Below are 20021 nucleotides of genomic sequence, written 5' to 3'. Positions count from 1 at the left end.
CATGACCGATACCACCCGTTTCCAGCGCCCCGATTTCCACAGCCACAGCCTCGCCTCGGACGGCGTGCTGTCGCCCGCCGATCTGGTGGCCCGCGCCGCCGATCACGGCGTCGACGCCCTGGCGCTCACCGACCACGACACCCTGGCCGGCCTGCCCGAGGCGCGCCGCGCCGCGGACCGGCACGGTATCACCCTGGTGCCGGGCATCGAGCTGTCGGTGCTGTGCGGCAGCCGGGAAATCCACGTGCTCGGCCTGTGGGTGGACCCGGACGCGCCGGTGCTGGTGGAGCGGGTCAACCGTCAACTGGAGGCCCGCCGCGAGCGCGCGGTGCGCATCGGCGCCCGCCTGGACAAGGCGGCCCGGCTGGAACACAGCTACCGCAAGGCCTGCGAGCTGGCCGACAGCGACACCCCGGGGCGGCCCTGGTTTGCGAAAATGCTGGTGGAAGCCGGCGTGGTGCGCGATCAGCGCCACGCGTTCAACCGTTTCCTTAAGAAAGGCCAGTCCGGCTTCGTGTCGACCCCCTGGGTGAGCCTGGAGGAGGGCGTCTCCGAGCTGCTGGCCGCCGGCGGCATTCCGGTGCTGGCCCATCCCCAGGCCTACGGCCTGACCCGCAAGCGGCTGCGTGAGCTGGTGCGCGATTTCCGCAATGCCGGTGGCCTGGCCCTGGAGGCGATGATGCCCGGGCTCAGCCCGCAGCAGGCGGCGCTGCTCGAGGAGTGCTGGCGGCATTTCGACCTGGCGGTGTCCGGCGGCAGCGATTTCCATTCCCCCCAGCAGAAATGGCTGGCGCTGGGCGGCCTGCCGCCGTTTCCGGCGGACGGCACGCCGGTCTGGGCGCTGCCCCAGGCGGGTGTTGCGCCGGCCGGGGCGCGGGTGGAGAATGCGGCTCCATGACCGATGTATTGCATATCCACCCCGAAACACCCCAGCCGCGCCTGATCCGTCAGGCCGTGGACGTGATCCGTGGCGGCGGGCTGATCGCCTATCCCACCGACACCACCTACGCTCTGGGTTGCGGGATCGGCGAGAAGGACGCGCTGGATCGCCTGATCCGCCTGCGCCGGCTGGACAATAAACACCAGTTCACTTTGCTGTGCCCTGACCTGTCGGTGCTGGCCACCTACGCCAAGGTGGACAACCCGGACTACCGGCTGCTCAAGGCGCACACGCCGGGGCCCTACACCTTCATTCTCAGCGCCACCAGCGAGGTGCCGCGGCGGCTGATGCACCCCAAGAAGCGCACCATCGGCATCCGCGTGCCGGATCATCCGATCTGCCAGGCGCTGCTCAACGAGCACGGCGGGCCGATCATGACCTCCACCGCCCATCTGCCCGACGACGAGTTCCCGCTGACCGACCCCCAGGACGTGCGCGATTTCCTGCAGGGGCAGGTGGATCTGGTGATCGACGGCGGCTTCTGCGGGGTCACCGAGACCACCGTGATTTCGCTGGCCGACGGCAACGGCCCGGAGGTGGTCCGCGAAGGGGCAGGCCCGCTGGACGCTATCTTCTGAGCGGGTTGCGCCCAGCCCTGTCTTTACACCGTCTCTTCCCTTTATAATCGCCGCTTTCCGCCGTTACGACAGGAGTCGGCTTTTGAGTTCCGTGGTTCCCTCCCAAAGAGTGGTATCGGGCATGCGCGCCACCGGGCGCCTGCATTTGGGGCATTACCATGGCGTGCTTAAGAATTGGGTGCGCTTGCAGCATGAGTACGAGTGTTTCTTTTTCGTCGCGGACTGGCACGGTCTGACCACTGAATACGAGGATCCGCACGGTATTCAGGGCCACGTCTGGGACCTGGTGACCGACTGGCTGGCCGCCGGGGTGAACCCCGGGTCCGCCACGCTGTTCATCCAGAGCCAGGTGCCCGAGCACGCCGAGCTGCATCTGCTGCTGTCGATGATGACGCCGCTGTCCTGGCTGGAACGGGTGCCGACCTACAAGGATCAGCAGGAAAAGCTGCGCGAGAAAGACCTGAGCACTTACGGCTTTCTCGGCTACCCGCTGCTGCAGGCGGCGGACATCCTGATCTACCGGGCCGGCCAGGTGCCGGTGGGCGCCGACCAGGTGGCCCATGTGGAGCTGACCCGGGAAGTGGCGCGGCGCTTCAACCACCTCTACGGCCGCGAGCCCGGCTTCGAGGAGGCGGTGACTGCGGCGATCAAGAAGATGGGCAAGAAGCAGGCGCGCATCTACGCCGATAACCGCCGCAAGTACCAGGAGCAGGGCGACGAGTCCGCTCTGGAAGCGGCCCGCGCGCTGGTGCAGAACCAGCAGAACATCACGCTCGGCGATAAAGAGCGCTTGAACGGGGACCTGGAAGGCGGCGGCAAGGTGATCCTGCCGGAGCCGCAGTCGCTGCTTACGCCGGCCTCTAAGATGCCCGGCCTGGACGGTCAGAAAATGTCCAAGTCCTACGGCAACTTCATCAGCCTGCGCGAGGAGCCGGACGACGTGGACGCCAAGATCCGCCGCATGCCCACCGATCCGGCGCGGGTGCGCCGCAGCGATCCGGGCACGCCGGAGAAGTGCCCGGTGTGGGAGTTCCACAAGGTGTATTCCGACGAGCGCACCCGCCAGTGGGTGCAGGAAGGCTGCACCTCCGCCGGCATCGGCTGCCTGGAGTGCAAGAAGCCGGTGATCGAAGCGGTGCAGGCGGAGCTGGAGCCGATCCGGCGCCGTGCCGAGGACCATTTGCGTAATCCGGATCTGGTGCGCACGATTGTTTCCGAAGGGTGTGAAGAGGCCCGCGAAGTGGCCCGCGCCACCCTCGACGAAGTGCGCTCGGTAATGGGCCTTCAATACCGGTAACGGTGAACCATGGGACGCCAGGGCAGATGAACGAAGTGGTCAAGCAACAGGTCCCGAAGGCCGGTAACCCGCTGGCGCCGCCGGCGCCGCACCAGGCGGAGATGCCGTTCGGCCTGATGTACGGCCAGGCGATCACCAAGCTGCCCGACGATCTCTACATACCGCCGGACGCCCTGGAAGTGTTCCTGGAGGCGTTCGAAGGCCCGCTGGATCTGCTGCTGTACCTGATCAAACGGCAGAACCTGGATATTCTCGACATCCCCGTGGCCCAGATCACGACTCAGTACATGGAGTACGTGGAGCTGATGAAGGCCATGAACCTGGAGCTGGCCGCGGAATATCTGGTGATGGCGGCGATGCTGGGCGAGATTAAATCGCGCACCCTGCTGCCGCGACCGGTGCACGATGAAGAGGACGAGGCGGAGGACCCGCGCGCCGAGCTGATCCGCCGGCTGCAGGAATACGAGCGCTTCAAGCAGGCCGCCGAGGACATCGACAACCTGCCGCGCCAGGAGCGGGATTTTCAGATCGCCGCCGCGCGCCGCCCCGAGTACGTGCGCGAAAAGGCGCAGCCGGACGTGGACCTGCGCGAGCTGCTGCTGGCCTTCAAGGAAGTGCTGTACCGGGCGGACATGTTCGAGAACCACCAGGTGTCGCGGGAGAAACTGTCCACCCGGGAGCGCATGGCGAACGTGCTGGACCGCCTGAAAGGCCGGGAATTCGTGCCCTTCGTGGAATTGTTCGAAGCCAGCGAAGGGCGCCTCGGCGTGGTGGTCAGCTTCCTGGCGATTCTTGAACTGGTCAAAGGGTCGCTGATCGAGCTGGTGCAGAGCGGGCCCTTCAGCCCCATCCATGTGAAGGCCAGAACCCTGGTGCTGGAAGAATCGGAAGCCCTGGCGGCGCTGGAACTGGATGACGAACCTTACGAGGCTGACGAGGATGAGTAACCGTGGAGCCGGATAAGATAAAACAGATCGTCGAAGCGGCGATCTTCGCCGCCGACGGCCCGCTGGACCGGGACGCGCTGTTGTTGCTGTTCGATGAGCAGGAGCGCCCGGAGAAAGCCGATCTGTCCCGGTCACTGGAACAGATCAGCGAGGACTACGCGGAGCGCGGCATCGAGCTCAAGGAAGTGGCGTCCGGGTTCCGCTTCCAGGTGCGCAAGGATCTGGGGCCCTGGGTGAGCCGCCTGTGGCAGGAAAAGCCGCCGCGTTACAGCCGCGCGATCCTCGAGACCCTGGCGCTGGTGGCCTACCGGCAGCCGATCACGCGGGGCGAGATCGAGGAGATCCGCGGCGTATCGGTGAGCTCGCACATCATCAAGAGCCTGCTGGAGCGCAACTGGGTGCGGGTGGTCGGTCACCGGGACGTGCCGGGCCGGCCGGCGATGTTCGCCACCACCCGGCAGTTTCTCGACTATTTCGATCTGAAAAGTCTGGAAGATTTGCCGCCGTTGTCGGAAATCAAGGACCTGGACAAGCTCAACGAGGAACTGGCGCTCAGCGACGCGCCGGATCCCGACAGCGGCGACCGCGCCGATGACGACAACGACGCCACGGCCGCCTTCGGTGCCCGCACCGAAGGGGAGCGCGAAGCCCGTAACGAGGAAATTTTCGCCGCCCTGGACGAAGAACCGGAACTGGACGACTCCACCCTGATGAGCATCGACAAGGTGGATTCCGTCAACGCCGGCTTCGAAGAGGAATTTCGCCGCAAACCGGCCCCCGCCGAGGGGGCCGGCGAGCAAGCCGCCAAGGCGGCCGACGAGGACGAGCAATCGCCCCATGAGTGAAAAGTTACAGAAAGTTCTGGCCCGCACCGGGCTGGGATCACGCCGTGAGCTGGAAACCTGGATCGCCGATGGGCGGGTTTCCGTGAACGGCCAGGTGGCAACGCTGGGAGACCGGGCGGAGCCGGAAGACACCATCAGAGTCGACGGCAGGATCATTCGAGTGAAGGCGGAAGAAGACATAGTTCGGCGCGTGATCATTTATCACAAGCCGGTCGGGGAAGTGTGCTCGCGGAACGATCCGCAGGGCCGCCCCACCGTGTTCGATAACCTCCCCAAGCTGCAGGGCATGCGCTGGGTGCAGGTGGGCCGTCTGGACATCAACACCACCGGGCTGATGCTGTTCACCACCGACGGTGAGCTGGCCCACCGGCTGATGCACCCGTCCAACGGCTTTATCCGCGAATACGCGGTGCGCGTCCACGGCACTCTCAGCGAGGACAAGCGCAAGGCGATGCTGGACGGCGTGCTGCTCGAGGACGGCGTGTCCAAGTTCGACAGCATTGAGGACGCCGGCGGCGCCGACGAGGGCGCCAACCACTGGTACAAGGTGCGGCTGACCGGCGGCAAGTACCGGGAAGTGCGCCGCCTGTTCCAGTCCCAGGACCTGGAAGTGGCGCGGCTGATCCGCATCCGCTTCGGCGACCTGACGCTGCCGTCGTCGCTGCGCACCGGGCGCTGGCAGGAACTCAGCGAGCAGGAGATCAAACCGCTCACCGATCGCGTGGATCTGAAAGGCAAGAAATACACCGGCCTCTACGGCCGCGCCCGGCTGCGCCACCAGCGCGGCGACAAGCCGCCGCGCAAGCCGCGCCGCAACCCCTACCGCCGCTAAGGCAGCCGCATCAGCGCGCCCACCAGGGCGGGCAGGGCGGTCTCCACACGCAGGATCCGGCTGCCGAAACGGTGGCAGCCGAAGCCCTGCTGCTCCAGCAACGCTACTTCAAAGGGCGTCCAGCCGCCCTCGGGGCCGATCGCCAGGGTGGCGGGCTCATCCAGGCCCCGCGGCAGCTCCCGAAACGGACCCGGGTGCGCCACCAGGCGCCGCCCTGGACCCGCCCACTGATCCAGCTCGTCCTCGACGAAGGGCCGGAAGCGCGGCGCCAACCGCAGGCTCGGCATCACCGGGTCGCCGGCCTGTTCCAGCCCCAGCAGCAATTTTTCCCGCAGCAGCTCGCCCTTGAGATTGGGCGTCTGCCAGTAGCTCTTGTCGACCTTGGCGGCGTTCACCAGCACGATGTTCTTGATGCCCAGGCTGGCGGCGTCCACCAGCAACCGCTTAAGCATCTTGGGGCGGGGCAGGGCCAGCAGCAGGTTCAGGGGCAGGGCGGAGATCGGCTTCGAATCCACTTTAAAAGATATTTCTATCTCATTGTTTTTAATAGATTCAATCACTGCCTGCCCGGTGCCTTCGTCGAGCAGGCCGGCACGGCAATGGTCGCCCTCCGCGAGCTTGAGCACGGAGCGCACATGGGTGGCCTGGCGGTCGTCAAGACGCCAGCGGTCGCCGTCGAGGCGCTGGTCGGGGTGCAGCAATAACAGATTCATGGCGGCGGATTATGCCACACCCGGGGCGGCCGGCTGACGCAAACCGACTGCAACATGGCCATTCTGGCCCTTTGCCCGGGGTGCGCGGGTTGCTAGAGTGCGCAGCGTTATTCTCGCTGATGTGGAGAAACTCGCATGCAGTTTCAGGGCACTGAACAGTACGTTGCCACGGAAGATCTCAAAATGGCCGTTAACGCGGCCATCGCTTTGCAGCGTCCGCTGCTGATCAAGGGTGAGCCGGGCACCGGTAAAACCCTGCTCGCCGAACAGGTGGCCGAATCACTGGGCATGCCGCTGCTGGCCTGGCATATCAAGTCCACCACCAAGGCCCAGCAGGGCCTGTACGAGTACGACGCGGTCTCCCGCCTGCGCGACTCCCAGCTCGGCGCCGAAGGTGTCGAGGACGTGTCCAACTACATCAAGAAGGGCAAGCTGTGGGAGGCCTTCCAGGCCGACGACCAGGTGGTGCTGCTGATCGACGAGATCGACAAGGCGGACATCGAATTCCCCAACGATCTGCTCCAGGAGCTGGATCGCATGGAATTCTTCGTCTACGAAACCGGCGAGACCATTCGCGCCGAGAAGCGCCCGATCGTGATCATCACCTCCAACAATGAGAAAGAGCTGCCCGACGCCTTCCTGCGCCGCTGCTTCTTCCACTACATCAATTTCCCCGATGCCAAGACCATGATGCAGATCGTGGACGTGCACTTCCCGGAAATTAAGAAGGAGCTGGTCACCGAGGCGCTGGAGATCTTCTTCGACCTGCGCAAAGTGCCGGGCATGAAGAAGAAGCCCTCCACCAGCGAGCTGATCGACTGGCTCAAGCTGCTGATGGCCGACGACATCCCCCAGGACATCCTGCGCAACCGCGACACCAAGACCGCGGTCCCGCCGCTGTACGGCGCCCTGGTCAAGAACGAAGCGGACGTACAGCTGCTGGAACGGCTGGCTTTCATGAGCCGCCGGGAACGGTAGATCCTTTAACCGATAGAGGTTTCTATGCTGATCGGTTTTTTCGAGGACCTGCGCGCCCATAAGGTGCCGGTGACGCTGCGCGAGCTGCTGGACCTGTTCGGCGCGCTCAAGCACCACGTGGCGTTCGGGTCCATCGAGGACTTCTACATGCTGTCGCGGACGGTGATGGTCAAGGACGAAAAGTACTATGACCGTTTCGACCGCGCCTTCGCGCACTATTTCGAGGGCCTGGAAAGCATCGAGCCGGGCTGGCTGAGCCAGACCATTCCCGAGGAATGGCTGCGCAAGCAGATGGAAAAGACCCTGTCCGCGGAAGAGCGGGAAAAACTGCAGGGGCTGGGCAGCCTGGAAAAGATCCTCGAGGAGCTGAAAAAGCGCCTGGAAGAGCAGGAAAAGCGCCACCAGGGCGGCAATAAATGGGTCGGCACCGGCGGCACCAGCCCGTTCGGCGGCTACGGCGAGAACCCGGAAGGGGTGCGCATGACCGGCCCGTCGCGCAACAAGAGCGCGGTGAAGGTCTGGGAAAAGCGGGAATTCCGCAACCTGGACGACTCCGTGGAGCTGGGCATCCGCAACATCAAGCTGGCCCTGCGCCGGCTGCGCCAGTTCGCCCGCACCGGGCGCGACGAAGAGCTGGACATGGACGACACCATCCGCTCCACCGCGCGCAACGCCGGCCTGCTCGACATCAAGATGCGCCCGGAGCGGGAAAACCGCGTCAAAGTGCTGCTGTTCTTCGATATCGGCGGGTCCATGGACCCCTATATCAAACTCTGCGAGGAGCTGTTCTCCGCCGCCCGGCTGGAGTTCAAGCATCTCGAGTATTTCTACTTCCACAACTTCGTCTACGAGTACGTGTGGAAGGACAACCGGCGCCGCTGGGACGAGAAGTTCTCCACCTGGGACGTGCTGCACAAGTACGGCAGCGACTACAAGGTGATCTTCATCGGCGACGCCGCCATGAGCCCCTACGAAGTGAACTCGGTGGGCGGCTCCGTGGAGCACTGGAACGACGAGCCCGGCGCGGTCTGGTTCCAGCGCATCAAGGAAACCTACGAGAAGGTGGTGTGGATCAACCCGGAGCCGGAAAAGGCCTGGCAGATGACCACCTCCACCCAGTGGATCAAGCAGCTCAACGACCACCACATGTACCCGCTCACCCTGGACGGGATCGAGCGGGCGATGCGTTATTTAAGTAAATAGGTCCGTCAGTCCTTCTTCAAAAAGCTGTCGATCATATCCATCGGCAGCGGGAAGACCACCGTGGTGGTGCGCTCGTTGGCCACCTCGGTGAGGGTCTGCAGATAGCGCAGTTGCAGCGCCTGGGGCTGTGACGACAGGGTGCGTGCCGCGTCCAGCAGGACTTCCGAGGCCTCTTTCTCGCCGTTGGCGTGAATCACCTTGGCGCGCCGCACCCGCTCCGCTTCCGCCTGGCGGGCGATCACCCGCACCATGTCCTCGTCCAGGTCCACGTGCTTGATCTCCACGTTGGCCACCTTGATGCCCCAGGGATCGGTCTGCTCGTCGAGGATTTCCTGGATGTCCCGGTTCAACTCGTCCCGGGAGGCGAGCATTTCATCCAGCTCGTGCTTGCCCAGCACCGAGCGCAGGGTGGTTTGCGAGAGCTGGCTGGTGGCGTCGTAGAAGTCCTCCACGTTGATCACCGCCCGTTCCGGGTCGACCACGCGGAAGTAGAGCACCGCGTTGACCTTCACCGAGACGTTGTCGCGGGAGATCACGTCCTGGCTGGGCACGTCCAGCACCCGCACCCGCAGGTCCACCTTCACCATCTGCTGAATCACCGGGATCACCAGAATCAGCCCCGGCCCCTTCACCTTGTGATAGCGGCCCAGCATGAAGATCACACCGCGCTCGTACTCGCGGAGAATGCGGAACATGCTGACCACGAAGCCGACGACCAGAATCGCCAGCGCAATCCAGAAATATTGGAAGATCATGGTTTGTCTCCTTTGCGGGACACATGAAGAGTGAGGCCGTCCCGGCGGCGGATGATCACCGTTTCGCCCTCAAGGACCGCCTCGTCAGTGGTGGCGCGCCACAGTTCGCCGGCGGCGCGCACCTGGCCGTTGCCGTCCGGCCCGAAATCGTTTGCCGCCACGGCATCCTGGCCGATCAGCGTGTCGCCGCCGGTGACCACCGGGCGGCCGTGGGCCTTGAACGCCAGCCGCACCGTCAGGCCGGTGAGCGCCAGGCTGCCCACGCCCACCGCCGCAATCACCGGCACCGCGACCCGGAAGGCGGGCAGGTCCGTGTCCATTAGCATGATCGAGCCGATCACCAGGGCCACGGCGCCGCCCACGCCGAGGACGCCGAAGCTGGGCGATAGCCCCTCCTCCACCATCAACCCGATGCCGAGCAGGATCAATCCCAGGCCCACATAGCTCACCGGCAGCATCTGCAGCGCATACAGCGCCAGCAACAGGCAGATGGCGCCGAGCACGCCGGGGATGCCGAAACCGGGGTTGGAGAACTCCAGAATCAGCCCGTAGATGCCCACCAGCATCAGAATGTAGGCGATGCTGGGGTTGGTGATCACCGCCAGGAAGCGGGTGCGCCAGTCCGGCTCCAGCTCCACCAGCCGGTAGTCGGTGAGCGCCAGGGTGCGCTCGGCGTCCCCGTCACGGACGGTAAAGCCGTCGAGACGGGCGAGCAGGGCGTCCAGATCCGGCGCCACGAGGTCGATCACCTGTTGCGCCTGGGCCTCGGTGGCGGTCAGGCTGACCGCCTCGCGCACCGCGCGCTCGGCCCAGTCCGCGTTGCGCCCGCGCAATTCCGCCAGGCCGCGAATATAGGCCACGGCGTCGTTGACCTGCTTGCGGCGCAGCGCGGAGGCATTGTCTTCGACTTTGTCATCGGCTTGCGGCTCGGCGTCGTCGCCGGCCGGGGAGGGCGCGCCGCCACCGCCCAGCTGCACCGGCGTGGCGGCCCCCAGGTTGGTGGCCGGGGCCATGGCGGCCACGTGGGAGGCGTAGAGCAGGTAGGTGCCGGCGCTCGCCGCGCGGCTGCCGGACGGTGACACATAGGTGGCCACCGGCACCCGGGAATCAAGAATCGCCTGGATCATAACGCGCATCGACTTATCCAGACCGCCCGGCGTGTCCAGGCGCACCACGAACAGCGCCGCCCCGGCGCGGTTGGCGTCCTCCAGGGCACGCACGAAACCGTCGCTGACCGCCGGGCCGATGGCGCCGCGGAGGTCCATGACCCGCACCTCAGGCCGGTCTTCGCTGGACGGCTGGGAAGGGGTTTGCGCCTGGCCGGTGGCGGCGAGCAGCCAGAGGGCGGCGAGGGCGATAAGGCCTCCGCCCAGGCGGCGCCCAAGGGGCCGCTTCCCGGGTGAAAGGTGTCGATCGCTGCCGGCTACAGAGGTCATGCGCGTCTCTTCGCTGCTTTTCGCTGCTTGGTGGCTGCTGTTTCCATGAAAACGCAGTTCGCCGGTCCCGGCAATGGAAACCGGCGGTGCCCCCCTTTTCGCCCTGCGCGCCATGCTGCATAGTACGGCGAAGTTCCGCCCCGCCATGCATCGGCCCTGAAGTTCCGCGATGACCGCCTCCAACATCCGCCAATATCTGATCCGGACCCTGATGCTGGCCGTGCTGGTCCAGCCGGCCGCCGCCGCGGGCCTGTTCCAGGGGCTCACCAGCGTGGAAGCCGGCCCCCGGCTGGACGACGACGGCGTGATCCGCCAGCAGGTGGAGCAGGACGAGATGTTTCTGGAGGCGGGCTCCGGCGCGCGTATCCAGCTGCCCACGCAGTGCGTGTCCTCGGCGCTGGTGGCGCGCAGCCAAAGCCGCTTCAACGCCCTGTTTCCGGACACCGAGGGCATGGTGGGCAGCGGCACGATTACCAACGAAGCTGGCCTTACCGTGGAGCGTCTGTTCGGGGCGCCCGGCGGCGCCTACCGTCTGGAGACCGCGTTCAAGGCCCACCGCATCGACCTTTACAGCTACGAGCTCAGCCACCAGGAGACGTTCGGCTCGGCCTTCGACAGCCCGGTGACGGTGAGCGAGCAGCAGGGCTTTAACGTGGATACCCGGCTGAGCCGGTCGTTCGGCGAGCTGGACCTGGCCCTTCGGGTGGAGAACCTGTTCCCGGACCGGCGGCCGGGCATGGTGGCCAGCCCCTATACCATGAAGGCCCACGCGGAACTGGCCACCGGCTTTCAGTACGCCGGCCTGCCGACCCGCCTGAACCTCAACCTGGACCGCTTCGAGGCCCTGGAGCGCGACCTGGACGCCCGTTACGCCGGCGCCCGCCTGCAGTGGGGCGCCGCCGACCGCACCCGGCTACGGCTGGGCTACCGCCACGACCTGGTCGCCAATCTGGATTCGGTGGCCACCCTGGGGCTGGTGTTCCCGCTGTTCCATGTCTTCGATCTGGACATCTCGGGCACCAAGAACCCCGGCGACGCCTACGGCGTGCTGGCGCGCTTGGCCGCGCCGTTCTAAGACTTGAGTCCCGGCCGGGGAATTGGCATGGTTCGTCCACCTAACCGGCCCCGAGCACCCTATGTCCATTGATCTCGATTTCGACCGTGACCACCTCTGGCACCCCTATACCTCCACCTCCAAGCCGCTGCCCACCTACCCGGTGGCGCGCGCCGACGGAGTCCGCCTGGAGCTGGAAGACGGCCGCACGCTGATCGACGGCATGTCGTCCTGGTGGGCGGCGATCCACGGCTACAACCACCCGCGTCTGAACCAGGCGGCCAAGGACCAGATCGACAAAATGGCCCACGTGATGTTCGGTGGCATCACCCACGAGCCGGCGGTGGAGCTGGGCAAGCGCCTGGTGCGGATGACGCCGGAACCGCTCAACAAGGTGTTCCTGGCCGACAGCGGCTCGGTGTCCGTGGAGGTGGCGATCAAGATGGCGCTGCAGTACTGGCTCAGCCAGGGGCAGCCCGAGAAGCACCGTCTGATCGCGCTGCGCAACGGCTACCACGGTGACACCTTCGGGGCCATGGCCACCTGCGACCCGGTCAACGGCATGCACCATCTGTTCAGCAAGGTGCTGCCCAAGCACCTGTTCGCGGACGCGCCGGCGGTGGGCTACCACGACGACTGGGACGAGCGGGATCTGGATTCCCTGCGCGGCCTGCTGGAACAGCACGGCCACGAAGTGGCGGCAGTGATTCTGGAACCGATCGTGCAGGGCGCCGGTGGCATGCGCTTTTACCACCCGGAATACCTGCGCGGCGCACGCCGTCTGTGCGACGAGCACGGCGTACTGCTGATTTTCGACGAAATCGCCACCGGCTTCGGCCGCTCCGGCGAACTGTTCGCCATGGACCACGCCGGTGTCTGCCCGGACATTCTCTGCCTGGGCAAGGCGCTCACCGGCGGCTACATGACCCTGGCGGCGACCCTGTGCAACGACCGCGTGGCCGCCGGCATCTGCGACGGCGAGGCCGGCGTGCTGATGCACGGGCCCACCTTCATGGGCAACCCGCTGGCCTGCGCGGTGGCCAACGCCAGCATCGATGAACTGCTGGAGAGCGACTGGCGCGGCCGCGTGACGGCGATCCAGTCGCAGCTGCGCCGCGAGCTGGAACCGCTGCGCGGCGCCTCCGGCGTCGCCGACGTGCGTGCCCTGGGCGCCATCGGCGTGCTGGAGCTGGAAGAACCCTGCGACGTGGCCGCCACCCAGAAGCTGCTGGTGGAGCAGGGCGTGTGGATCCGGCCGTTCGGCAAGCTGGTCTACATCATGCCGCCGTACGGCATTGAGCCGGACGACCTGAGCCAGCTGACCCGTGCCATGGCGGCGGTGGCGGAACTTTAGGCGTTGACACTTTAAGGGGGGCAGGGCGATGACGTCCGTAACAGCGATCCAATTCCAATCCAAGGGCGTAACCTGTCGGGGCGACCTCTACCTGCCCGACACTGCCGGCCGCGCACCGATCATGGTCATGGCCCACGGCCTGGGCGGCACCCGCAACATGCGACTGCCGGCCTTCGCCGAGCGGTTCGTGGCCGAGGGCTACGCCTGCCTGCTGTTCGACTATCGTCATTTCGGCGACAGCGACGGCGAACCCCGCCAATTGCTGGACATCAAAAAGCAGCTTCAGGACTGGAAGGCCGCCATCGAGCACGCCCGTGGCCTCGCGCAGGTGGACCCGGATCGGGTGATCCTGTGGGGCACGTCCTTTTCCGGTGGCCATGTGCTGGCCACCGCCGCCGACGATCCGCGCATCGCGGCGGTGATCTCCCAATGTCCGTTCACCGACGGGCTGGCGTCGACCCTGGCCACGGAACCGCTGGTCTCCGCGAAACTCACGGCCAAGGCGCTGCGCGATCGCCTTGGCGCCTTGGTGGGCGCCGCCCCGGTGATGGTCGCCGTGGCCGGGCGCCCCGGCGACACCGCGCTGATGACGGCACCGGACGTCTGGGACGGGTACATGAACCTGGTTCCCGAGGGCGCCCGGATTCGCAATGAAGCCGCCGCGCGCGTCGCCCTGGACATTATCCGCTATCATCCGGGCCGCAAGGCCGCCGGCATACGGGCACCGGTGTTCTTCTGCGTGTGTGACAACGACACCGTGGCGCCGGCCAAACAGACACTCCGCCACGAGAGCCGCGTGCCGCGCCATGAGATCAGGCGGTATCAGGCGGGGCATTTCGAGATCTATGTGGGCGAGGCGTTCGAGCAGGTGGTGGCGGACCAGATCGAGTTTCTGAAAGCGCATTGCCCGCCACGGGAAACACCGGAAGCCTGAGCGAGCCCGACGAACGAAGCCCCGGATGCAAAGGGAAGCCCCGGGGCTTGGATTCATACCTGTTCGATTCGTTATCTTCTATTTAACATAATATACATTACACGTAGTCATGAATCTGGGCCGGTGGGACGAAGCGCTCTCAGAATCCCCGTCCTTTCGGCGGTTCCGGCTTGTCCCCGGGGCCGCCCCCAGGCCGGTGCCGGGTCTGCACTGCGAGCGTTCCGCTCGACAGGTTCGGACTTCATATGACGAAACTTAAGGTCGCACCATTAGGCGGCGACTCCATATAAATCATTGGCTTGGAAAGCATACCTGAGGTCGTTTCTATTTTATTAGCGGGTGACATTCGCCGGCCTTCGCGGGTCTTTCATGGGAAACCATTAGGCTTGGGCTGTCCGCTTGACCCGTTTCGGGCGAGCTGCGTTAATCCCGGCGCCGCCGATAAAGGGAATCATTGTCGTTTATGATGGTCCACTCCCAGGGCGACTCACCACACCGAAATCATTGGGGGTAACGGTACGGATGCGCGATTGCGATACAGCAGGACTGAGGGGCGTTCTGGACGTCCGTCGTTTTTGGTTGGGGTTGGCCGGCGTGCTGGCTCTGCTGACGGTGGAACCGGCGGCGGCTCGCGAGCCGGTGTCTCTGGTGACGGTGGAATCCCGCGAGCTTGAAGAGCGTCTGCCGCTCACCGGTACCCTGACGGCCAAGCGCGCCGCCCTGCTTTCCACCTCGGTGTCCGGCCTGGTGACCGCCCTTAATGTGGACCTGGGCGACCGCATGGAACAGGGCGACGTGCTGCTGGAGCTGGATTCGGAGCTGAACCGCCTGGCCCTGGAAGGCGCCCGCGCCGCCGCCGCCGAGGCGGAAGCCACCCTGGCGGACGCCCGGCGGCGCCTGGAGGAAGCCAGCACCCTGGCGGCCCGCCAGAGCATCGCCGCCACCCAGGTGCGCGGCCTGGAATCCGAGGTGGAGGTGGCCCGTTCCTCCCTGGCCGGTGCCCGCGCCGAGGCGCGCCGGCAAAGCGCCCTGCTCGCCCGCCATTCCTTGAAAGCCCCGTTCGACGGCGTGATCAGCCAGAAGCAGACCGAAGTCGGTGAGTGGGTGACGCCGGGCACCTCGGTGCTGGAGCTGGTCAGCCTGGAGGATCTGCGCGCCGATCTGTCGGTGCCGCAGGAGTATTTCCCGCGGGTGTCCAAGAACGACCGGCTGGAAGTGCGGCTGGGCGGCGACAGCGGCCCGGCCTACCCGGCCACCATTTCCGCCATCGTGCCGGTGAACGATCCCAGCGCCCGGACCTTCCTGGTGCGCGCGCAGCTGGAGTCGCCGCCGGCGATGACGCCGGGCATGTCGGTGCGCGCCACCCTCTTCCTGCAGGGCGATGAGGCCAGCCTGGCGGTGCCCCGGGACGCTCTGGTGCGCTACCCGGACGGCCGGGTGTCGGTGTGGCTGGCGGAGGAAGGCGACGACGGCCTGGTGGCGCGCGAGCAGCGCATCCGCATTGGCGACGGGCTGGCCGACCTGGTCACCGTGAAGGAAGGGTTGTCCGCCGGCGACCGGGTGGTGGTGCGCGGCAACGAAAGCCTGACCGACGGCCGCGCGCTGCGGGTGTCCGAATGAGGTTTCGCCGTGTTTGAAAAGATCGTACGCAACGGCACCCTGATGACCGTGGTGGTGCTGATCATCACCATTCTCGGCGTGCTCGCGGCGCTGCGCATTCCGGTGCAGATGATTCCCGATCTGGAAGTGCGCACCATCACCGTCCAGACCAGCTGGCCCGGCGCCACGCCCCAGGACGTGGAAAAAGAGATTCTGATCGAGCAGGAAGAATACCTGCGCAATATCCCCAATCTGCGCCGTCTCACCGCCACGGCGCGCAGCGGCGACGCGGAGATCGAGCTGGAATTCCCGTTCGGCGTGGACATCACCGAGACCCTGATCCGCGTTAATAACGCGCTCAGCCAGGTGCCCTCCTACCCGGACAACGTGGACCAGCCACGCATCCTGTCCACGTCGTTTTCCGCCAACGCGTTCATGTACTACCGGGTCTCGCCCCAGGAGGGCAATCCCAAGGACCTGGACATGGACATGATGCGGGACTTCATCGACGACAACGTGCGCACCCGCATGGAGAGCGTCGACGGCGTCTCCCAGGTGGAGCTGCGCGGCGGCGCCGAGCGGCAGATCCGCGTGCTGCTGGACCCGCAAAAGCTGGCGGAGCGCGGCTTCACGGTGACGCAGGTGCGCGAAGCGCTGCTGAGCCGCAACCAGGATGTGTCCGGCGGTGAAGTGGACAGCGGCAAACGGCGTTATCTGCTGCGCACCGTGGGGCGTTTCGACCAGGTGCCGCAGTTGCTGGACCTGATTCTGGAGCGCCGCGAGGACAGCGTCACCCGCCTGCGCGACGTGGCCACCGTGGAGCTGGACCATTTCCCGGTGCGCGCCGAGTCGTTCGTCAACGGCGAGCCGGTGATCAGCCTGGCGGTGCGCCGGGAGACCGGCTCCAACGTGATCGACATCAAGTACGCCATGTTCGATCAGGTGGACCTGATCAATAAGGAGGTGCTGGAACCCGCCGGCATGCGCATGTCGCTGATCTCCGACGACGTGCGCTACGTGGAAGCCTCGGTGGCCAATGTCTGGACCAACCTGGCGATCGGCGCGGCCTTCGCCACCCTGGTGATGTTCCTGTTCCTGCGTTCGGTGCGGGTCACCGCCGTGGGCGTGGTGGGCATTCCGATCTGTACCATCGCTGCCTTCCTGGGCCTGTTGCTGGCCGGGCGCACCATCAATGTGATCTCCCTGGCCGGGGTGGCGTTCGCCATCGGCATGACGCTGGATAATTCCATCGTCGTGCTGGAGAGCATCGAGATCGAGCGGCGCAAGGGGCTGGACCGGTTCCGCGCCTCGGTGGAGGGCATCCGCAAGGTGTGGCCGGCGGTGTTCGCCTCCACCATGACCACGGTGCTGGTGTTCCTGCCGGTGGTGTTCATCTCCCAGGAAGCCGGGCAGCTCTATTCCGACATCGCCATCGCCGTGTCCGCGTCGATCCTGATCTCCATGCTGGTGGCGATGACGGTGATTCCGACCCTGGCGGCGCGGCTCGATTTCGGCGCCGTGTTCGACCACGACGGTCAGGACAGCGGCTGGCTGCGGCGTGTGCACGGCGTCTCGCACTGGCTCAGCGCCACCGCGCCCCGGCGCCTGGCCACCATCGCCGCCACGGTCACCGGCGGCGCCCTGGTGCTGGTGCTGCTCACCCCGCCGGCGGAGTACCTGCCCGAAGGCGAGGAAGCCAAAACCTTCGCCTCCATGAACGCGCCGCCGGGCTACAACCTGAACGCCATGGTGGAGATCGGCAAGGAGGTCCAGGCCCACTTCCTGCCGCTGGTGGACGCCGACCCGGCCGCCTGGGAGCGCGGCGAACTGCCGGCGCCGCCGATCCGCTACCTGAACCTGTCCATCGAGGCCCAGAGCCTGCGCATCATCGCCGAGCCGGTGGATCCGGATCATATGGAAGCGCTGATGGACTCGCTCACCGAATACTACGAGCGCTACCCGGGCATGCGCGCCTTCGCCGCGCGCGGCTCGATCATTTCCAGCAACGATGGCGGCACCCGCAGCGTCAATCTGGATATCTCCGGCAACGACCTGGCCACTCTTTATGAGGTGGCGCAAACCGCCTACCGGCGCGCCGAAGAGGTGTTCGACAACCCGCGCATCCAGAGCCAGCCGGCCAGCCTGTCCCTGGCCCAGCCGCTGCTCGAGGTGCGTCCGGACTGGGAGAGAGCCGCCGAGCTGGGCATGGGCGCCGGCGACATCGGCTTCACCGTGGCGGCGCTCACCGACGGCGCCTTCATGGACGAGTTCTTCCTCGGCGACGACAAGGTCGACATCTACGCCTACAGCAACGCCGGCGTGGATCCGGACCTGGCCGCCCTGCCCTCGCTGCCGGTGCACACGCCGCAGGGCGCCACCGTGCCGCTGTCGTCGGTGGCGCGGCTGGTGGAAACCGTGGACACCAGCAGCGTGCGCCGGGTCAACGGCCGCCGCACGGTGACCCTGAACATTATTCCGCCGCGCTCCGTGGCGCTGGAGACCGGCGTCGCCATGGTCCGCAACGACGTGATCGGCGCCCTGCGCGAGGCCGGCGAGATCCCGGCGGAGGTCAACGTGGATATCTCCGGCGCCAGCGACCAGCTGCAGGCCACCCAGGAGGCCCTGGGCGGCAACTATGTGGTGGCGGTGTTGCTGGTCTATTTGCTGCTGGTGGCGATCTTCACCCATTGGGGCTACCCGCTGCTGATCATGACCACCATTCCGGTGGGCATCGCCAGCGGCATCCTGGGTCTGGCGCTGTTGAACGGCCTGGGTGAATTGATGCCGCTGCTGGGCCTGCCCGGGTTCAGCCAGCCGTTCGACATGATCTCCATGCTCGGCTTTTTGATTCTGATGGGCACGGTGGTCAACAACCCGATCCTGATCGTGCACGAGGCGCTCACCAACCGGCGCGGCGGCATGGCGGTGGCCGAATCGGTCAGCGAGGCGGTGCGCTCGCGGCTGCGGCCCATCGCCATGACCACCATCACCACCGTGTGCGGGCTGGCGCCGCTGGTGCTGATCCCCGGCGAAGGCACCGAGCTGTACCGCGGCGTCGGCGCCATCGTGCTGTTCGGCCTGCTGGGCACCGCCATCGTCACCGTCACCTTCCTGCCCGCGCTCACCGCCACGGTGTTGCGCCTCACCGAGCGCCGCGCCGCCTCATCTTGATGCAGGTCAATAGACCGCCCCTTCCGCGCTGCTACCTTTGCAGCCGCCTGAAACCGGAAGGGAAACATCATGCGAGATGGCAACGGCACGCCGTACCACTACCGAGTGGTACGGCAATTCACGGTGGCCACCGTGGTCTGGGGAGTGGTGGGGATGCTGGTCGGCGTGTGGATCGCCGCGCAGCTTGCCTGGCCCGCCCTTAATTTCAATCTGCCCTGGTTGAGCTTCGGCCGCCTGCGGCCGCTACACACCAATGCGGTGATCTTCGCCTTCGGCGGCTGCGCGCTGATCGGCACCTCGCTGTACGTGGTGCAGCGCACCTGTGAAACCCGCCTCGCCTTTCCGCGCCTGGCCGCCTTCGTGTTCTGGGGCTACCAGGCGGTGATCGTGCTAATGTTGAGTTTCTAAGTTTTCCTGGGCGTCCAACGCGGAACGAATCCCATGTGCCAGTTTCTCAGGATCGCCGTTGCCCCAGTAGTGCAGAAAATAATAGGGCGGTGTCTCGCCTACCATGTGGTTATGCAGGGCGACGATATGGATGCCCGCGCGCCGTAAAGCATGCATTACAGGCTGCACTTCCTTCGCCGTCATGGCGAAATCCCCATCGACAACAGCTTGATCCTCATTCCCCGAGAACGCCGCCCATGTGGCCAGTCCCATTGATGCACCGAATTCTGTTCCGTGCATCGTGCTGTTACGTCCAAAGGTAAATTTCAGCACCTGACCATTGAGACTGCCTTCGACATCCAAAATGGCTTCCAGTGACTCGGTGTCATACTCTCCAGTGATTTCGGGCGAACTTCCGGGAAAGTGTTCTGCTGGGGTGGGGTGCTCCTTCCGCTGTGCCTTGATAGCGTCCCACATAGCTTTGACGCCTTGAGCAAGCTTTCCGGCACTCTGCCCATGGCCGCCGATGTGCATAAAGTAAACAGGTGGGCGGTCGAACACGAAATGGTTGTGCAAGGCCGTGATTTCCAGGCCATGGGCGAAAGCAGCGTCCATCGCCGGAGTGATTTCATCCTCGAACACCACCGTGTCCCCCATCAGCATTACACCGCCGTCCGACATAGACTTGAAACCAGCCCAGCTCCCCAAACCTGCAGGGGGCGGGAGTGTCACCCCGTCTACCATGACCGGCACGTCATCGCGTTGCCAGCCGACGCGTACGACACCGTCCGGTTTAACTGTCGCCGGTGTGTCCATAGCCTCGCTAATGATATCAGGATTGAGACCACTGGAGGCATCCGCGAGGGCCATCGGCGCCTGCCCCAGTAGGACGTACGAGATGATGAGTAACTTAAACAAGAGGGTTTTCATAGCTATCCTCTATTTTCTGAATGTCAATTTGGGGGTTAGCCCAGATTGTTTGTAGTTCAAATTGACGA

General features: G+C 65.5%; 17 protein-coding genes and 1 pseudogene. 14 read left to right on the top strand and 4 right to left on the bottom strand.

Going from position 1 to position 20021, the window contains the following annotated elements:
- Window position 1: 1 nt before the first annotated feature.
- The 6 genes from ACMG4O_RS11045 (at window position 2) to rluB (ending at window position 5439) form a co-directional block, all read left to right on the top strand.
- Window positions 2-898, top strand: coding sequence for a PHP domain-containing protein (locus tag ACMG4O_RS11045; protein ID WP_370201813.1), 897 nt, complete (start codon window positions 2-4; stop codon window positions 896-898).
- The gene (locus tag ACMG4O_RS11040) at window positions 895-1518 is read left to right on the top strand and encodes an L-threonylcarbamoyladenylate synthase (RefSeq protein WP_067610796.1); all 624 of its coding nucleotides are present in this window, start codon (window positions 895-897) and stop codon (window positions 1516-1518) included. Before ACMG4O_RS11045 ends, ACMG4O_RS11040 begins: the two co-directional genes overlap by 4 nt.
- Before the next feature lie 82 nt (window positions 1519-1600).
- Entirely contained in the window at window positions 1601-2815 is a 1215-nt protein-coding gene (locus ACMG4O_RS11035; RefSeq protein WP_335628856.1) for a tryptophan--tRNA ligase, read from the top strand.
- A 26-nt stretch (window positions 2816-2841) separates the two neighbouring features.
- Window positions 2842-3762: a segregation and condensation protein A gene (locus ACMG4O_RS11030; protein ID WP_142949731.1), complete on the top strand. Its 921-nt coding sequence runs from the start codon at window positions 2842-2844 to the stop codon at window positions 3760-3762.
- A 2-nt stretch (window positions 3763-3764) separates the two neighbouring features.
- Entirely contained in the window at window positions 3765-4607 is an 843-nt protein-coding gene (gene scpB / locus ACMG4O_RS11025; RefSeq protein WP_414433798.1) for an SMC-Scp complex subunit ScpB, read from the top strand.
- Window positions 4600-5439 (top strand): 23S rRNA pseudouridine(2605) synthase RluB, encoded by an 840-nt coding sequence (gene rluB / locus ACMG4O_RS11020; RefSeq protein ID WP_370183306.1) that lies wholly within the window; start codon window positions 4600-4602, stop codon window positions 5437-5439. Before scpB ends, rluB begins: the two co-directional genes overlap by 8 nt.
- Here rluB and ACMG4O_RS11015 read toward each other — a convergent pair.
- Complete coding sequence (locus tag ACMG4O_RS11015; RefSeq protein ID WP_414433797.1) at window positions 5436-6152, bottom strand: 16S rRNA (uracil(1498)-N(3))-methyltransferase; 717 nt, start codon at window positions 6150-6152, stop codon at window positions 5436-5438. The two genes, rluB and ACMG4O_RS11015, sit on opposite strands and share 4 nt — an antisense overlap.
- A 135-nt stretch (window positions 6153-6287) precedes the next feature.
- Between ACMG4O_RS11015 and ACMG4O_RS11010 the strand changes: the two genes are divergently transcribed.
- Window positions 6288-7130: an AAA family ATPase gene (locus ACMG4O_RS11010; protein ID WP_142949727.1), complete on the top strand. Its 843-nt coding sequence runs from the start codon at window positions 6288-6290 to the stop codon at window positions 7128-7130.
- A 24-nt stretch (window positions 7131-7154) separates the two neighbouring features.
- Complete coding sequence (locus ACMG4O_RS11005) at window positions 7155-8333, top strand: vWA domain-containing protein (protein WP_067612281.1); 1179 nt, start codon at window positions 7155-7157, stop codon at window positions 8331-8333.
- Between the two features lie 5 nt (window positions 8334-8338).
- Here the strand turns inward: ACMG4O_RS11005 and ACMG4O_RS11000 are convergent, their stop codons facing one another.
- Complete coding sequence (locus tag ACMG4O_RS11000) at window positions 8339-9088, bottom strand: slipin family protein (protein ID WP_142949726.1); 750 nt, start codon at window positions 9086-9088, stop codon at window positions 8339-8341.
- Window positions 9085-10524 carry an NfeD family protein gene (locus tag ACMG4O_RS10995; protein ID WP_414433796.1) on the bottom strand — a complete coding sequence of 480 codons (1440 nt, stop codon included), beginning with the start codon at window positions 10522-10524 and terminating at the stop codon, window positions 9085-9087. The genes ACMG4O_RS11000 and ACMG4O_RS10995 overlap by 4 nt, the downstream gene beginning before the upstream one ends.
- Window positions 10525-10693: 169 nt before the next feature.
- On the opposite strand from ACMG4O_RS10995, the gene ACMG4O_RS10990 reads away from it, so the two are divergent.
- The 6 genes and pseudogenes from ACMG4O_RS10990 to ACMG4O_RS10965 all read left to right on the top strand — a co-directional run.
- Window positions 10694-11599: a hypothetical protein gene (locus tag ACMG4O_RS10990; RefSeq protein WP_414433795.1), complete on the top strand. Its 906-nt coding sequence runs from the start codon at window positions 10694-10696 to the stop codon at window positions 11597-11599.
- 61 nt (window positions 11600-11660) lie between these two features.
- On the top strand, window positions 11661-12932 hold the full coding sequence (gene bioA / locus ACMG4O_RS10985; RefSeq protein WP_414433794.1) for an adenosylmethionine--8-amino-7-oxononanoate transaminase: 1272 nt from the start codon (window positions 11661-11663) through the stop codon (window positions 12930-12932).
- 28 nt (window positions 12933-12960) lie between these two features.
- Window positions 12961-13866, top strand: coding sequence for an alpha/beta hydrolase (locus tag ACMG4O_RS10980; RefSeq protein WP_414433793.1), 906 nt, complete (start codon window positions 12961-12963; stop codon window positions 13864-13866).
- Between the two features lie 594 nt (window positions 13867-14460).
- Window positions 14461-15486: an efflux RND transporter periplasmic adaptor subunit gene (locus ACMG4O_RS10975; protein ID WP_414433792.1), complete on the top strand. Its 1026-nt coding sequence runs from the start codon at window positions 14461-14463 to the stop codon at window positions 15484-15486.
- A 9-nt stretch (window positions 15487-15495) separates the two neighbouring features.
- Window positions 15496-18636 carry an efflux RND transporter permease subunit gene (locus tag ACMG4O_RS10970; RefSeq protein ID WP_370210891.1) on the top strand — a complete coding sequence of 1047 codons (3141 nt, stop codon included), beginning with the start codon at window positions 15496-15498 and terminating at the stop codon, window positions 18634-18636.
- Window positions 18637-18705: 69 nt separating this feature from the next.
- A pseudogene (locus tag ACMG4O_RS10965) lies at window positions 18706-19026 on the top strand (cbb3-type cytochrome c oxidase subunit I); the annotation flags it as partial.
- On the opposite strand, the gene ACMG4O_RS10960 reads toward ACMG4O_RS10965, so the two are convergent.
- Entirely contained in the window at window positions 19027-19953 is a 927-nt protein-coding gene (locus ACMG4O_RS10960; protein WP_370183318.1) for a DUF1259 domain-containing protein, read from the bottom strand.
- Window positions 19954-20021: the final 68 nt, after the last annotated feature.

The organism is Alloalcanivorax venustensis, assembly GCF_047495515.1.
In the GTDB taxonomy this organism is placed as follows: Bacteria; Pseudomonadota; Gammaproteobacteria; order Pseudomonadales; family Alcanivoracaceae; genus Alloalcanivorax; species Alloalcanivorax venustensis.
Note: the sequence above shows the minus strand (reverse complement) of the source record. Positions and strands in the feature narration are given on the sequence as shown.